The organism is Alkalimarinus alittae, assembly GCF_026016465.1.
Taxonomy (GTDB): Bacteria; Pseudomonadota; Gammaproteobacteria; order Pseudomonadales; family Oleiphilaceae; genus Alkalimarinus; species Alkalimarinus alittae.
Genome location: NZ_CP100390.1, coordinates 2,086,874 through 2,102,407, shown reverse-complemented (window position 1 = coordinate 2,102,407; position 15,534 = coordinate 2,086,874). Strand labels below are relative to the sequence as shown.

The window sequence follows — 15,534 nt, the reverse complement described above, 5'->3', positions numbered from 1 at the left end:
CGATCAGACCCCATTTGAATTAATTTCACGGTCACCATGAACGACTTCAACGAGCTTAACGGCTTCTTGCTCCATGCTGATAACAATTTCTTCTACGCGACGTATGAAGTATCTGTGTGCGATAAGTGCGGGTATTGCTACCGCAAGGCCTGCCGCTGTGGTGATAAGTGCTTCAGATATACCACCTGCAAGCGCTGCAGCATTACCTGTGCCTTCTAACTGCAATTGCGCGAATACTTTGATCATACCGATAACCGTACCCAACAACCCCAGTAACGGGGTAACCGCTGCAACGGTACCGAGTGCAGTCAGGAATCGCTCAAGCTCATGTACCACATGACTTGCTTCTTCTTGAATGCTTTCTTTCATGATCTCGCGACCATGCTTAGCATTACTCAAACCTGCTGCCAGTATACGACCAAGAGGGTTAGACTCTTTTAAGGCTTTCATTTTTTTGGAGTTTAATTCTTTGTTTTTAATCCAACCCCATAATTCATTAACGACTTGCTTTGGTGCTACTTTGTTGACTCTTAACGTCCAAAAACGCTCAAGAATAATTGCCAGCGCTAACACAGAGCAAAGCATAATGGGGATCATGATGACGCCGCCAGGCCTTAACAACTCAAACACACACTATCTCCCTAAATATAAATTTGGCAATACTCTACCATAAAGTTAATTGTTAACAGTAGCTTATTTAGCCGCTTTACACTAAAAATAATCCCGTTAAAGCCCTAATATATTGACTTAAGCGTTGTCGTGGCACATTTATAAAAACACCGCAGACTCAAATAACAACCATTAAAGTCTCGCGATTTAAAACATCCAAAATGCATTTATCCGCTCTCTGTATGGCACAGTGACCCAGTCATTATTTTCTGCTTGCTTCAAAATAATCGCGCCTGATTCAGCCGTATTAAATACCTTCGCCCCATTGCTCACGGCTCTTTCTACTGCGTCGGGGTGTGGGTGATTAAAACGGCTTTTATACCCTGCCGAGAAAATGACCTGATCAGGCATAACATGATCAATCAAATACTGACTCGTCGCATTTTTACTGCCGTGATGCCCTGCCACTAATACATCTGCTTTGAGATCATCACCATATTGGCTTACCAGCAACCGCTCCGCTTGCTTTTCAATATCCCCCATTAGTAAAACTGAACGCCCACCTAGGGTCAACTTAACGACACAGGAGTGATTATTAGCTGAAAGCGGTCTTGCTGAAATCGCTGGCAGATAGTAAAACTGGGCTTTGTACCAATGCGCCGTTTTAGTTAAACCGTTTTCACATCGTTCTACGGGGTGCTGCGTTGATAATCTTTCAGGTTGGCCTGTGATTAGTCGTCCTAGCGAAAACGCCTGCTCTAGGTCTGCTAGCCCACCTGAGTGATCATCATCGCCATGACTTACAATCAGCATCTCAATATGGGATATACCTTTTGCGTTTAAATACGGTACCAGTGAACGCTGCGCAGCACTTCCTACTCGATAGGCAGGCCCTGTATCGTAAACAAACGCTTGATTACCCTTCACTGCCGCAACCGCTAACCCCTGCCCAACATCAAAAATCACCAACTCTGGTTTTGAGCTATTGTCGTTATTAGGCTTAAACCATAGCAGCATCCCTACGGTTATCACTAGCCACAACTTTACGCTCCTCCAACCGGGTAAAAGTATAATAACGAGACTTAACAGTGATATCGCAGCCGTGATGACCCGTGTTTCATCATTTATGCTCACAACTTCAAATTCACGAAATACCGCAAGAAACCTAAACAACCACTCAAGAGAAGTATTCGCTATAATCATTATTTGATCAAAGACCCATGATGAAAACGGCATCACAACCAATCCCACCAAAACAAGAGGCACCGTTACCACACCTACTAGCGGTATTGCTACAAAGTTAGCAATCAACGAGGTATAACTTACGCCCATGCCACTGGCTAATAATATCGGACACAAACCGATAAAAATCACCCACTGCATACTGGTCGAGGCCTTAAACCACTTAGCCATTCGACCCGACTTATCTTTAACATGGCTTGCTGTGATAAAAAACAGCACCCAAACAGCCATAAAAGATAACCAAAAACCATAATCAAGTACTGCATTTGGATCTAGCAGCAGCACAACTGTTGCCGCTATCAGTAAGCGAGTATTGGGTTTAATATGCTTTCGCGCCAAGCCACACACATAATAGACCGCTAGCATGATTAAAGCGCGCTGTGTTGACACTAGAAACCCTGCCATTGCTGAATAAGTCAGCGCACAGCCTAATGCAAAAAATATGCTTGAAAATTGCTTTTGCGTATTAAACGACTCTACCTTGGTTCGTGCAAATACACGGTTAATCATACGCCAAAAAAGTGCAGCAATGCCCATGGCGATACCAAACACTAAACCAATATGAAGCCCTGAAATGGCAATTAGGTGCTGAGTACCTGTATGCTTAAATAACGTCCAGGCGTCAGGGGCAATATCCCCCCGAAAACCAACAGAGAGTGCCTTTATTAACGGTATATGCGGTAGTGTTCCCGATAGCGCGCTTAACCTTTCATTAATCCTGATACGAAACCCTGTCACTAAACAGGCAACACCTGCACCTTCGCAAGTGCTTAGCTCATTGATTGCTTCCACTGGTATCTGTTCAGCATGTATCTTGGTATTACTTATTGACTGTTTAACATACCCAACAGCATTAACGCCTTTTCTGAACAACCATTTTTCATAGACAAATCCATATGGATTAACCATGCCATGAGGTCTTTTAAGCCTTACAACAAAGGTTTGTTTACCTATTATGTGTTTGGTGTCTCGCTGTTTAACCGCATGAGCGTTTGAAGGTGTTTTTTTGCTGTTGGCAAACGTTGATCTATCAACATACCAAGATAATGTTAGATGTAAGCCCTCAGCTAATACCGGACTGTTAGGGGTATAACGAATAGTTGAATCACAAAGTTCAAATGATACAACTGTGTCTTTAAGCTTTGGTATAGAACACACATATCCACTGGTGATCAGGTTTTTACTTTCATATTGATAATCCAGCGTACTATTTTTATTAAGTTCTGAATAAGTGCTAGACCAAGCAACAGAAACCAAAAAGAAAGACAACCACCTAACGCGGCTTTGAAAGGTAAAGACAACAATCGAAATAACGAAAAGTATAGCACTATACGCTACGGGTAGTAGTGTTCCCCATACGTGGAAAACGACAACACCCGCCACATAAGCGATCATCCATGAGCGCATATCTGGAACCTCTGAAGTAAAAATTACGTTAAATAAAAAAATTTAACTTAAATCAATAGCCATTCAGCACTCAGAACTCTAGAATTAGCACATCTGAATAAACAACTGTGCGCCGTCTTTATGCCAAAGAGATTTCTTGAACGTTTTTTTCCTGATCCCCAAAAAGTCAAAGATATAAAAGCTCTTCATTTTTTGGGGGATGTTCTTCATGAACCAAACCTATGGCACATTAATCGACACGCTGTTTCACGTGCGTTTTTAGTCGGCATTTTTTGGTGCTTTATCCCGATCCCTTTTCAAATGGTGGTCGCTGCCATATTTGCAATTTGGCTAAAATCCAACTTACCGATGTCCGTCGCATTAGTTTGGATAAGCAACCCATTAACCATGCCGCCCATTTTTTACTTCAATTACTGGGTGGGTGCGAATATTCTAAACCGCCCCCTTATCGGTGACGAGTTTGTATTAAGCTGGGCATGGCTAGGCGATAGAATTATAGAAGTAGGCATACCGCTTTATTTTGGCTCACTCGTCTGCGGCTTAATTTTTTCTATCACCTGTTATTCACTTGTTCAGTTTTTTTGGACAAGAGCGGTAAGAAAGAATTGGCAGGATCGCCAAATGAAACGAAAGAATAATGATTAGTCTTTAAAGCAAGAAAACAGTAGTTGCGTAGGGACACCGTATTGGCGCGAGCGCTTTAAGCGCCACCCCTTACAACCCCGTTATATCCTTTAACGTTTTCTCTTCTAGATGCAGCACTCGGTCCATCTTCTTGGCAAGCGTCAGGTCATGCGTGACCACAACAAAGCTGGTTTTGAGTTGATCTTTAAGCTCCATTATAAGTTGCTGCACCTTATCTGCAGTGCCTTCATCAAGGTTGCCCGTTGGTTCATCCATTAACACACACTTAGGGTCGTTAACCAAGGCTCTCGCGATTGACACGCGCTGCCTCTCACCACCTGACAGTTCTGACGGTTTATGAGCAACACGTTCAGCCAGCCCTACTCGATTAAGAAGCGCTGTTGCCTTTTGGATGGCTTGGTCTTTTGGCATTTTCCCAATCAATAACGGCATACAGACGTTTTCAAGCGCCGAGAACTCAGGCAATAGGTGATGAAACTGATACACGAAACCTAAGTATTCATTTCTGACGCGGCCTTTTTTGCGTTCTGATAATGCGTGAACATCATGTCCATTTACCCATACGTTGCCGCCATTAGGCTTGTCAAGACCACCAAGCAGGTTCAACAGTGTGGTTTTACCTGACCCTGAACTACCTAATATCGCCACAGACTCACCTTCTTCTAAGATGAAATCGACAGCATCAAAAATAGAGAGTCGACCTTTACCTTCTTTGTACGATTTAGAAAGCTTTTCGGCCCGAATTATTTTATTACTCATAGCGTAAGGCCTCCGCTGGGTCGACCTTAGATGCCCGCCAAGCGGGATAGATCGTTGCTAATACACTCATTGTGAATCCGGCACCACAAACAATAAACACATCATTCCAAAGTAATTGTGATGGCAAGTAACTAATGAAATAAACATCAGCATTTAAGAATTGATGCCCTGCCACGGCCTCGACCCACTTTATGATAGCGCTAACATTAAGGGAGAGTAAGATACCTGCAGCCGTACCCAGTAAGTTACCGATTAACCCGATAAACGTACCTTGCATGATGAAGATCGTCATGATGGCGCTTGGGCTTGCGCCCATTGTTCGCAGTATGGCTATATCAGATTTTTTATCCGTGACAACCATTACTAAGGTCGAGACGATGTTAAATGCTGCAACAGCTACGATCATCATCAGCAATAGGCCGATCATGGTCTTTTCCATTTTTATGGCTTGGAATAGATTACCGTGAGTGCGCGTCCAGTCACTGCTGAAATACCCTGAAGGTAAATCTTTGGCTATTTCATGAGCAATCATCGGTGCTTTAAACAGGTCGATCATCTTTAAGCGGATACCGTGTACTTCATTAGTCAGTCTAAGTACTTTTGCGGCATCATTCATATGAACCAGTGTCAACGAGCTATCAAGATCAGCACCTACCTTAAAAATACCCTTTACCGTAAAGCGTTTTAAGCGAGGAAAAACACCCGCGGGCGTGATAGAAGCCTCAGGTAGGACGATAGTAATTTTGTCACCAAGGTCGACACGTAAATGACTGGCTAACAGGCTACCGATAACGATACCGAACTCACCTGATTTAAGATCATGAATGGACCCTGCCACCATATGGTCAGAAATGATGGAAACTTCATCTTCTTGATCAGGTAATATGCCATTCATTAAGACGCCCCGAACACCGCTTCCATGCGTCACCATGCCTTGCGCCTGTATAAAGGGCGCGGCAGCAATGATGTCTGGCCGTTGAGTTGCTAGCGCATCAATAGATTGCCAGTCTTCCAGATTACCATAATGCTTAATGACCGCATGCGGCACCATGCCGAGAATGCGCTCTTTGAGCTCACGATCAAATCCATTCATCACTGACATAACAGTAATAAGTACCGCCACACCCAACGTCAAACCGATCATAGAAGTCAGTGATATGAAGGATATAAAGTGGTTACTTCGCTTTGCGGCTGTATAGCGTAAGCCGATAAATATAGGGTATGGTCTAAACATGGCGGAATTAGAACATACATATAATGAAAACAATAGACCTTTACTTTCAAAAATAAGTGTTAAACTTTATTAATGAGAAAACAGTACAGCGTTAAGATTTAACGCCAACAACATTTTGGTATTTACATTATGTCTAACCAAGCAGCTATTGAGCGTCGACAGTTTTACCGAGTGAGTGATCGTGCATTAGTAGACATTAGAGTGCTGAACCATATTGATGACGACGCAGAATCGCAATTTGACCTAACGCCTACTTTCTCTGTGCTTCGAGAATTTCACCAACTCGATGTAGAATCTAATCACCTTCTTCGTCAAATTACCGACAAAGATAAAAGTCTCGGCTCATATCTAAAAAGCCTCAACGCTAAACTGGATGCACTCGCACGCGGTGTAGCGCTTAATAACCGGTCGATTGATGAATCAAAACTCAGCGATATAAACTTAAGCGAAGGCGGCATATCCATAAGTGTTGACCAAGCTATCGCCACCAATAGTGCTGTCGCGATACAGTTCTTATTAATACCCTCTTTTACGAGCTTAATTTTAAAAGGACGGGTTATCAACGTTGAAAACAAACAAGACGAACTCACCGTTCATATTCAGTTTTACGCGCTAGATAGTTTTAACCAACAATTAATCGCTCGCCATATCATTCGCAAACAAAGTCGTGACCGAAAAGTGACCCTTATAAAGTAATCTCGCCCCCCCCTAACGCTACAGCGACTTGAAATAATTACACAATCGGTTATTTTCGATCTATTCTATGGGGAATACAACTCGCTGCATCAGGCTACAACGACGGGGTTTCGGTTTAATATTTCTAAACTCCTATTAATACTCGTTTCTATCATATTTTACAGGTGTTTCATGCGTAAAAATTCTATCCTACTGGTAGCGGGCGCATTGTCTGCATGCTTATTTTCAACGGTGAGTGTTTCTGACACTCTTAAGATTGGGGTATCTGAACAAGCTCAAGAGAATAAGTACATTAACCGTCCAAAGGTTGGCATGTCGATGGACACGGTTACGTCTTTTTTTGGCAACCCCACAACCATCAGCGGTCCTACGGGTAAACCTGCTATTTATCAGTGGAAATATGCTGACTTTACTGTCTATTTTGAGGGAGAATACGTGATACATAGTGTCCTCCACCCTTCAACGTTAGAAAAGAAGCAAAATGAACAACCCTAACATCGTATTTCCGCCCGAGTGGGCCCCTCAACAGTCTGTTTTATTAACCTGGCCGCACAAAGCAACCGACTGGGTTTTAATGCTTGAAGAAGTTGAGCAACTTTACCTGCAACTAGCAAAAGAGATCTTAAAAAGAGAGTCTCTTATTATCGCATGCGCTGATGCATCTAAAATCGAACAGATTGAATCTGCACTCAGTGGTTTTAATGATCACAGCTTGCAGGTTTTTCATATTGAGTCTGACGATACCTGGGCTAGAGACCACGGCCCAATTAGTGTGTATGAAAACGGTTCGGCCAAATTACTCGATTTTAATTTTAATGCTTGGGGTGGAAAATTCGGTTTTAACAAAGACAACTTAATCAATAGCCGCCTGGTGAAGGCTAAAGCATTTGAAGATTTACAATATGAAGCTATTGATATGGTTATAGAAGGTGGGGCTTTAGAGTCTAACGGCCAAGGTGTTTTGCTCACGACAAGTGAGTGCCTGCTTAACCCCACACGAAACCCACAGTTATCTAAAGCCGATATTGAGCAAAAGCTTAACAACCACTTAGGCATTGAGCACGTGTTATGGCTTGATAACGGCTACCTTGCGGGTGACGATACCGATAGTCATATTGATACACTGGCACGGTTTTGCGCGGACGATATGATTTGCTACGTGAAGTGCGATGACCAACACGACGAGCACTATGATGCGTTAAAGAAAATGGAAGACCAACTTCACAGCTTTAGACAACCTAATGGCCATCCCTATCGTCTAGCGGCACTACCTATGACTGATGCTATTTTTGACGAAGGCGATCGACTACCGGCCACTTACGCTAACTTCTTGATTGTTAACGGTGCTGTGCTTGCGCCTATTTACGGCGTAAAGCAAGATCAAGAGGCTTTAGATACATTACAACGTTGCTTCCCAGACCGAGAGATAGTGCCCATAAACTGCCTCCCACTCATTAAGCAACACGGTAGCCTGCACTGCATTACAATGCAGATTCCACAATCATGCCAACCCAAAAAAATCACTTTTGCTGCTGAATAATGAGGAGTGTTACTGACACATGACCCATAGACCAAATCAAGTAGCACATAAAGATGCCGTGCTAAAAGTGGCCGCTATTCAACAAGTTTGCTCAGCTGATAAAAATATCAGCTTAGCAACCAGCGAAGCAAAAATAAGAGCCGCCAGTCAACAAGGTGCTAAATTGGTGGTATTGCAAGAGCTTCACGCTACGCTTTATTTTTGTCAAACAGAAGATGTGAGTGTCTTTGATCTGGCAGAAACAATACCTGGCCCTACGACTGATCGCATTGCGTCACTCGCTAAAGAGCTCGACATTGTGGTTGTCTGTTCTATATTTGAAAAACGCGCGACCGGTATTTACCACAATACAGCGGTCGTTATAGAGTCAGACGGCAGTATCGCAGGCACTTACCGAAAAATGCATATTCCTGATGACCCGGGCTTTTATGAAAAGTTCTACTTTACACCAGGGGATGCCGAAAAAAATGATGGCAGTAGTGGCTTTGAGCCCATTAATACCAGTGTCGGTCGACTGGGTGTATTGGTATGTTGGGATCAATGGTACCCTGAAGCAGCCAGATTGATGGCATTGGCAGGTGCAGACTTACTTATTTACCCTACTGCTATTGGCTGGGATATTAATGATGATGCGGCCGAACAAGCTCGGCAATTAGATGCCTGGATTACAGTTCAGCGAGGCCACTCTATTGCCAATAACGTGCCAGTGATTGCGCCTAACAGGGTGGGTTTAGAAGCGGATCCTAGCGGACAATCAGACGGTATTAAATTTTGGGGAAACAGTTTTATAACAGGCCCTCAAGGTGAGATTTTGGCGAAAGCAAGCGCTGATAATGAAGACGTGCTGGTTGCCGATATAGATAGGCATCGCTCTGAAGACATTAGACGCATTTGGCCTTATTTCCGTGACCGTAGAATCGATGCATACTCAGCAATAACAAAAAGGTATATAGATTAAGTGCTGCTTTGATTTACCGGCACACTCCAAACATAATGGAGGATAACTATTTTAACTATCCTACATAACCACATGAATAACCTAACAAAAGGTGATTATGTCTTCCCCTCTTAATCAAGCTATTAAAACATTAAATACCGTATTACTGGGGAAGGAGCACCAGGTAAAGTTATCCCTAGCGTGCCTGTTAGCACGAGGCCATCTCCTGATAGAAGACATTCCCGGCCTAGGTAAAACCACCCTCTCACACGCACTCGCTAACTGCCTTGGTCTAAGTTATAACCGTATTCAATTCACTAGCGACCTTTTACCTTCTGATTTACTAGGCATTAACATTTTTGATAAAAACAAGGCTGAGTTTGTGTTTCATCCCGGCCCTGTGTTTTCTCAAATTGTGTTGGCCGATGAAATAAATAGAGCCACACCAAAAGCCCAGAGTGCGCTACTTGAAGCAATGGAAGAGCGTCAGGTCACCGTCGAAGGCGTCACCCGCCCTTTACCTTTACCTTTCTTCGTTATAGCCACTCAGAACCCGCTTGAACAATCAGGCACATACCCATTACCAGAATCACAACTGGATCGCTTTTTAATGCGCATCAGTTTGGGCTACCCTTCTCCAGTATCAGAAAAAGAGCTATTACTCGGAGTTGACCGTAGAGATATTATTAAAGAGCTATCGACTATTTTGACGTACGACACGCTCGTTGACCTTCAAAAAAAGGTCGATAACGTTACGGCAACAGAGCCTTTAATCGACTATATCCAGCGCATTATATTATTTACTCGCGAGAACGCACCCTACGGTCATGGGCTATCGCCTCGTGGAGGGCTTGCTCTGCTTAAAGCATCAAAAGCCTGGGCGCTAGTCGATGGACGAAATAGTGTACTGCCTGACGACGTTCAAGCCGTTTTACCGAGTGTGGTAGAACACCGTCTCGGCTCAAGTGGGAGCGCCATAAACCAAACCGCCTCAAATAAAATTATTCAAGCCGTTGATATTTTCTAACATCAGACCCATCTATTAACTTTGACTGAAAACGATTATCATCACCGCATCAGCTAGATCAATAATATTTGGAGTAGATAGAGTCCCATGAGTGCAGCTAAACATTGTAAAACACTAATCCTAGGGTCTGGCCCTGCTGGCTATACCGCTGCGGTTTACGCAGCAAGAGCTAATCTTAACCCTGTCATTATTACTGGAATTCAAGCGGGCGGTCAGCTTACGCAGACAACAGACGTAGATAACTGGCCTGGTGATGCTCAAGGCGTTCAAGGGCCTGAACTAATGCAACGTATGCAAGAGCACGCCGAGCGTTTTGATACTGAAGTTATTTTTGACCATATCAATGAAGCTGACCTATCGTCTCGTCCGTTTACCCTAAAAGGCGATTCAGGCACATATACTTGTGACGCACTTATTATTGCAACCGGTGCATCTGCAATGTACTTAGGCCTAGAGTCTGAAGAGAAATTTCAGGGACAAGGCGTTAGTGCTTGTGCAACCTGTGATGGTTTCTTCTACAAAAACAAAAAAGTCGCGGTAATTGGTGGTGGCAACACCGCGGTAGAAGAAGCGCTTTATTTGTCGAACATCTGTAGTGAAGTAACGCTAATACACAGAAGAGATAAACTTCGGTCTGAAAAAATACTTCAAGACAAGCTGTTTGAAAAAGCCAAAAACGGTAACGTTAAAATTGAGTGGAATACCACGCTTGAAGAAGTGCTAGGTGATAACACCGGTGTTACCGGTATTCGTATCAAGCGCAACGAAAGCGGCGAAACTGAAGATCTCGACTTGGCGGGTGTATTCATCGCTATTGGCCACAAGCCTAATACAGACCTTTTTGAAGGTCAGCTAGAGATGAACAATGGCTACCTAACCATTCAGACTGGCTTAACGGGCAACGTAACAGCGACAAGTGTTCCGGGTGTTTTTGCGGCTGGTGATGTAACAGATCAGGTTTATCGTCAGGCAATTACTTCTGCAGGGTTTGGTTGTATGGCTGCCCTAGATGCTGAGAAGTTTTTGGATTCTGAGTAATTTGAGAGCTAACTACCCATCCCGTACGTTCTTGTCATTCCCGCCTTAGCGGGAATGACAGTCACCCACCACTCTATTGACCAATTATGTCCCAAATCCCTTGGCTCGATGATTCCCTTGAATTCCCAGAACTTTCTTCTGCTTTAACTGACCCTGATGGTCTACTCGCTGCTGGTGGCGATCTTTCGCCGGAACGAATCGTGGCGGCCTATAAAAAGGGTATTTTCCCCTGGTTTAGTGATGATCAGCCAATTCTTTGGTGGTCTCCTGACCCTCGTTGCGTAGTTTTTCCCAATAAACTGCATATTTCTAAAAGTCTTAGAAAAAAACTTAACAAGCAGTTATTCACTGTCACCTTTGACCAAGACTTCCCTGCGGTTATTCAGCGCTGTGCTGATAGCCGAGACGATGAGACTAGCACTTGGATAACAGATGATATGCTTGAGGCCTATATAGCGCTGCATGACTTAGGTGTTGCACATTCTGTTGAGAGCTGGCTAGACGGTGAGTTAGTCGGTGGACTTTACGGTCTTGCTATAGGGCGTTGTTTTTTTGGTGAGTCGATGTTTTCTTCTGCCACTGATGCATCTAAAGTTGCATTTGTTCATCTATGCAACCAACTTAAAAGTTGGGGTTATCAGATCATCGATTGTCAGGTTGAAAACCCGCATTTATTAACGCTCGGCGCAGAAACTATTCAACGTTCTGAATTTCAAACTATACTTACACAAAACATCGACACACTACCTCCCTCTCACACTTGGCAACTAAACTGGAAGTGGGAAAAAGGTAACAGTTCAGCATAAAATAGAACTATTGAGAGTACTTAATTTACGCTAACAAAGAGAGCCTTCTGCGGTGTCTAGCCTTCAAACACTTATTTTCTATGCCACGCCAGAACATAACTGTAGCTATCTGGAAGCTAAAAAAGCGACGACAATGTTTGTCGACCCTAAGGCGAGCGTTGACAAAGAACTTTATTCAAAACTTTCGGTGCTAGGGTTTCGTAGAAGTGGAAACCATTATTACCGCCCCCATTGCAACCATTGCTCTGCCTGTGTTCCCGTTAGAGTACCAGTTAATCAATTTAAGCCAAGCCGTAGTCAAAAACGGATACTTAAAAAGAACATTGGATTAGAAATTTCGATCACCCCACCTGAGTTCTGCCAGAAACATTACGATTTATATGAAAAATACATCATTGAGCGCCATTCTGATGGTGATATGTATCCCCCTAGCGAAGAACAGTATCGTTCTTTTTTAGTTGAAGGTAACCCCAGTACATTTTTTGTTGAGTTTAAATATAAGGGTGAATTGATTGGCGTGTCGGTTATTGATGAACTTAATGACGGGCTCTCTGCTGTTTACACCTATTTTGATCCTGATATTTCAGACCGTAGTTTGGGTGTGTATTCCGTTTTATGGCAAATTGAAGAATGCAAACGTCGATCACTCGACCATATTTACCTCGGCTACTGGATTAAAAGCTGTCGAAAGATGGAATATAAAACACTTTATAAGCCTGTAGAGTTCTTAATTAGCAACAAATGGACCCTTCAAGAGCCAAACAAGTGATTTAATCAACAAATATTTTGCCTATTCGATCTATTTCAGGCAAAATATCGCTCTTTTCAGGCCGTGGTCAGTGTGACCATTGCTTCTGACCGAATTGTTGAACGAGGTTTTTGCTTAATGGCGAAGGAAGACGTGATCGAAATGGAAGGGACAATTGTCGATACCCTTCCAAATACCATGTTTCGTGTAGAACTGGAGAACGGCCACATCGTAACGGCTCACATTTCCGGCAAGATGAGAAAGAACTACATTCGAATCCTGACTGGCGATAAAGTTAAAGTAGAATTGACCCCTTACGATCTTAGTAAAGGGCGCATTGTCTACAGAGCGCGTTAATATCTATTAAGGCTCTGTTTCATGTTGAGCCTAATAAATAGACCGCCAAAACCGTATATAGACAACTATTAAACGGTTAGATTTAAAAAAGGGTGCTTGCGCACCCTTTTTCTTTTGCTTCAATTAATGATTTATTTACCCGCTATACGGCCACTGCATCAAAATCGAATGCTATCTCACCATCTTTGACTGTAACAAACACATCTCCGCCTGATTCCGCCAAATCCCCAAATAGAATTTGCTCAGCGAGAGGCTTCTTAATAGCATCCTGTATCAAGCGCGCCATAGGTCTAGCACCCATATTGACATCATAGCCCCGCTCACCTAGCCACAGCTTCGCTTCGTTATCAACATGCAGTACAACCTGCTTGTCATCAAGCTGCGCTTGTAGCTCTGTTAAGAACTTATCAACCACATAAGTAATGGAAGACTTCGCCAACGGTGCAAACTGAATGATACCGTCGAGTCTATTTCTAAACTCAGGGGTAAACATTTTGTTAATAGCCTCTAAGCCATCGGTACTATTGTCTTGCTCACTAAAGCCCATTGAGCGACGACTTATTAATTCAGCGCCCGCATTAGTGGTCATGACCAAAATAACATGTCGAAAATCTGCTTTTCGTCCATTGTTATCTGTAAGTGTACCGTGATCCATTACCTGTAATAACAGGTTAAAGACTTCAGGGTGTGCTTTTTCTATTTCATCAAGCAATAACACACAATGCGGGTTTCGGTTGACGGCTTCCGTTAAGAGGCCGCCCTGATCAAAACCAACATAACCAGGAGGTGCACCGATAAGTCGAGATACAGTATGACGCTCCATATACTCAGACATATCAAACCGCACAAGCTCAATACCTAACCCCTTAGACAACTGACGTGTCACCTCGGTCTTACCAACACCGGTAGGCCCTGAGAACAAGAATGCACCATCGGGCTTCTCTACAGACTTCAACCCTGCTCTCGCAAGCTTGATTGCCGTTGATAAAGACTCGATTGCAGGATCTTGCCCAAACACCACCATCTTAAGATCTCTTTCGAGATTTTTGAGTTGATCCTTATCGGACGTCGATACACTTTTCGGCGGTATTCTTGCGATAGCCGCAACAATGTCTTCGATGGTTTGAACGCCAATCACTTTCTTACGCTTGTTTTCTGGCTTTAAACGCTGACTTGCACCAGCTTCATCAATAACATCAATCGCTTTATCGGGCATATGACGATCAGTAATGTACCGATCAGCCAACTCTGACGCAGCTCTAAGTGCTTTATCCGTGTATTTAAGCTCATGATGGGCTTCAAATTGAGTCTTCAAGCCTTTCAAAATCTTGTAGGTATCCTCTACATCCGGCTCGTTTACATCGATCTTTTGGAAGCGTCGCGCTAATGCGCTATCTTTTTCAAAGATACCTCTAAACTCCGAAAACGTAGTAGAACCAATACAGCGAATCTCACCGGAGCTAAGCAGTGGCTTTAGTAAGTTGGCCGCATCCATCACACCGCCAGAAGCAGAACCTGCGCCGATAATAGTATGAATTTCATCAATGAACAAAATCGCGTGATCTTTTTTCTGTAGTTCAGCCAATAACTGCTTAAACCGTTTTTCGAAATCACCACGGTATTTAGTACCCGCCAACAGCGCACCCAAATCTAACGAATAAACCACCGCATCGGCAATTATATCAGGCACATCACCGTCTTCAATTTTCTTCGCTAACCCTTCAGCAATCGCTGTTTTACCTACGCCCGCCTCACCCACTAATAAAGGGTTATTCTTACGGCGACGCGAAAGGATTTGAACTACCCGCTCAACTTCTTGCTCACGGCCAATTAAAGGATCGATACGCCCTTTGTTAGCCATCTCATTCAAGTTAGTAGCGAAACTTTCAAGAGGATTAGTGCTGGCGCCCTCTTCTGTTACCTCATCTTGGCTTTCAGGTTCACCTGGGTGCTCATGATCGTGATCATGATGACCCGGTACTTTTGAAATACCGTGAGAGATGTAATTCACCACATCAATTCTGGCTACATTTTGCTTTTTAAGCACATAAACAGCCTGACTCTCTTGTTCGCTAAATATTGCAACTAGAACATTCGCACCCGTGACTTCTTTTTTACCAGAAGACTGAACGTGAAATACTGCACGCTGCAATACTCGTTGAAAGCCAAGTGTAGGCTGAGTTTCTCTATCATCGTCACTCGTCGGAATCAGTGGGGTTGTAGAATCAACAAACTCCACCAATTCGGTTCTCAATAATGACAAATCGGCAGCACAAGCGCCTAGCACTTTGATTGCGTCTTCATTATCTAAAAGTGCAAGTAAAAGATGTTCAACCGTCATAAATTCATGACGCTTCTCTCTTGCGCTTCTAAAAGCTGTATTGAGAGTTAGTTCGAGGTCTTTGCTTAGCATCGTTCACCCCAAGTAGTGCTAATTATTCTAAAGATATGCATTCCACCATAATGTTGGTAAAGGTCATGGAAACTGA

The 15,534-nt window shown here is 43.3% G+C and carries 15 protein-coding genes; 10 read left to right on the top strand and 5 right to left on the bottom strand.

Annotation, left to right across the window (positions count from 1 at the left end; genetic code table 11):
* Positions 1 to 3 precede the first annotated feature (3 nt).
* A complete protein-coding gene (locus NKI27_RS09535; protein ID WP_265049423.1) occupies positions 4 to 630 on the bottom strand; it encodes a MotA/TolQ/ExbB proton channel family protein in 627 nt (208 codons plus the stop codon).
* Positions 631 to 816: 186 nt separating this feature from the next.
* The gene (locus NKI27_RS09530) at positions 817 to 3,258 is read right to left on the bottom strand and encodes a DNA internalization-related competence protein ComEC/Rec2 (protein ID WP_265049422.1); all 2,442 of its coding nucleotides are present in this window, start codon (positions 3,256 to 3,258) and stop codon (positions 817 to 819) included.
* A gap of 120 nt (positions 3,259 to 3,378) precedes the next feature.
* Here NKI27_RS09530 and NKI27_RS09525 point away from each other — a divergent pair, with 120 nt between their 5' ends.
* On the top strand, positions 3,379 to 3,903 hold the full coding sequence (locus tag NKI27_RS09525) for a DUF2062 domain-containing protein (protein WP_265049421.1): 525 nt from the start codon (positions 3,379 to 3,381) through the stop codon (positions 3,901 to 3,903).
* 69 nt (positions 3,904 to 3,972) lie between these two features.
* Here the strand turns inward: NKI27_RS09525 and lolD are convergent, their stop codons facing one another.
* Positions 3,973 to 4,662, bottom strand: coding sequence for a lipoprotein-releasing ABC transporter ATP-binding protein LolD (gene lolD / locus NKI27_RS09520; RefSeq protein ID WP_265049420.1), 690 nt, complete (start codon positions 4,660 to 4,662; stop codon positions 3,973 to 3,975).
* Complete coding sequence (locus NKI27_RS09515; RefSeq protein ID WP_265049419.1) at positions 4,655 to 5,896, bottom strand: lipoprotein-releasing ABC transporter permease subunit; 1,242 nt, start codon at positions 5,894 to 5,896, stop codon at positions 4,655 to 4,657. The genes lolD and NKI27_RS09515 overlap by 8 nt, the downstream gene beginning before the upstream one ends.
* A 129-nt stretch (positions 5,897 to 6,025) precedes the next feature.
* Here NKI27_RS09515 and NKI27_RS09510 point away from each other — a divergent pair, with 129 nt between their 5' ends.
* The 9 genes from NKI27_RS09510 (at position 6,026) to infA (ending at position 13,045) form a co-directional block, all read left to right on the top strand.
* On the top strand, positions 6,026 to 6,592 hold the full coding sequence (locus NKI27_RS09510; RefSeq protein WP_265049418.1) for a PilZ domain-containing protein: 567 nt from the start codon (positions 6,026 to 6,028) through the stop codon (positions 6,590 to 6,592).
* A 171-nt stretch (positions 6,593 to 6,763) separates the two neighbouring features.
* Entirely contained in the window at positions 6,764 to 7,087 is a 324-nt protein-coding gene (locus tag NKI27_RS09505) for a hypothetical protein (protein WP_265049417.1), read from the top strand.
* A complete protein-coding gene (locus NKI27_RS09500; RefSeq protein WP_265049416.1) occupies positions 7,074 to 8,132 on the top strand; it encodes an agmatine deiminase family protein in 1,059 nt (352 codons plus the stop codon). Before NKI27_RS09505 ends, NKI27_RS09500 begins: the two co-directional genes overlap by 14 nt.
* 19 nt (positions 8,133 to 8,151) lie before the next feature.
* The gene (locus NKI27_RS09495) at positions 8,152 to 9,090 is read left to right on the top strand and encodes a carbon-nitrogen hydrolase (protein WP_265049415.1); all 939 of its coding nucleotides are present in this window, start codon (positions 8,152 to 8,154) and stop codon (positions 9,088 to 9,090) included.
* Between the two features lie 97 nt (positions 9,091 to 9,187).
* On the top strand, positions 9,188 to 10,096 hold the full coding sequence (locus tag NKI27_RS09490; protein ID WP_265049414.1) for an AAA family ATPase: 909 nt from the start codon (positions 9,188 to 9,190) through the stop codon (positions 10,094 to 10,096).
* Between the two features lie 87 nt (positions 10,097 to 10,183).
* A complete protein-coding gene (gene trxB, locus NKI27_RS09485; protein ID WP_265049413.1) occupies positions 10,184 to 11,134 on the top strand; it encodes a thioredoxin-disulfide reductase in 951 nt (316 codons plus the stop codon).
* Between the two features lie 86 nt (positions 11,135 to 11,220).
* The gene (gene aat / locus NKI27_RS09480; RefSeq protein WP_265049412.1) at positions 11,221 to 11,940 is read left to right on the top strand and encodes a leucyl/phenylalanyl-tRNA--protein transferase; all 720 of its coding nucleotides are present in this window, start codon (positions 11,221 to 11,223) and stop codon (positions 11,938 to 11,940) included.
* A 52-nt stretch (positions 11,941 to 11,992) separates the two neighbouring features.
* A complete protein-coding gene (locus NKI27_RS09475) occupies positions 11,993 to 12,709 on the top strand; it encodes an arginyltransferase (RefSeq protein WP_265049411.1) in 717 nt (238 codons plus the stop codon).
* 117 nt (positions 12,710 to 12,826) lie between these two features.
* The gene (gene infA, locus NKI27_RS09470) at positions 12,827 to 13,045 is read left to right on the top strand and encodes a translation initiation factor IF-1 (protein WP_250658284.1); all 219 of its coding nucleotides are present in this window, start codon (positions 12,827 to 12,829) and stop codon (positions 13,043 to 13,045) included.
* Between the two features lie 142 nt (positions 13,046 to 13,187).
* On the opposite strand, the gene clpA is transcribed toward infA, so the two are convergent.
* Positions 13,188 to 15,458 carry an ATP-dependent Clp protease ATP-binding subunit ClpA gene (gene clpA / locus NKI27_RS09465; RefSeq protein WP_265049410.1) on the bottom strand — a complete coding sequence of 757 codons (2,271 nt, stop codon included), beginning with the start codon at positions 15,456 to 15,458 and terminating at the stop codon, positions 13,188 to 13,190.
* Positions 15,459 to 15,534: the final 76 nt, after the last annotated feature.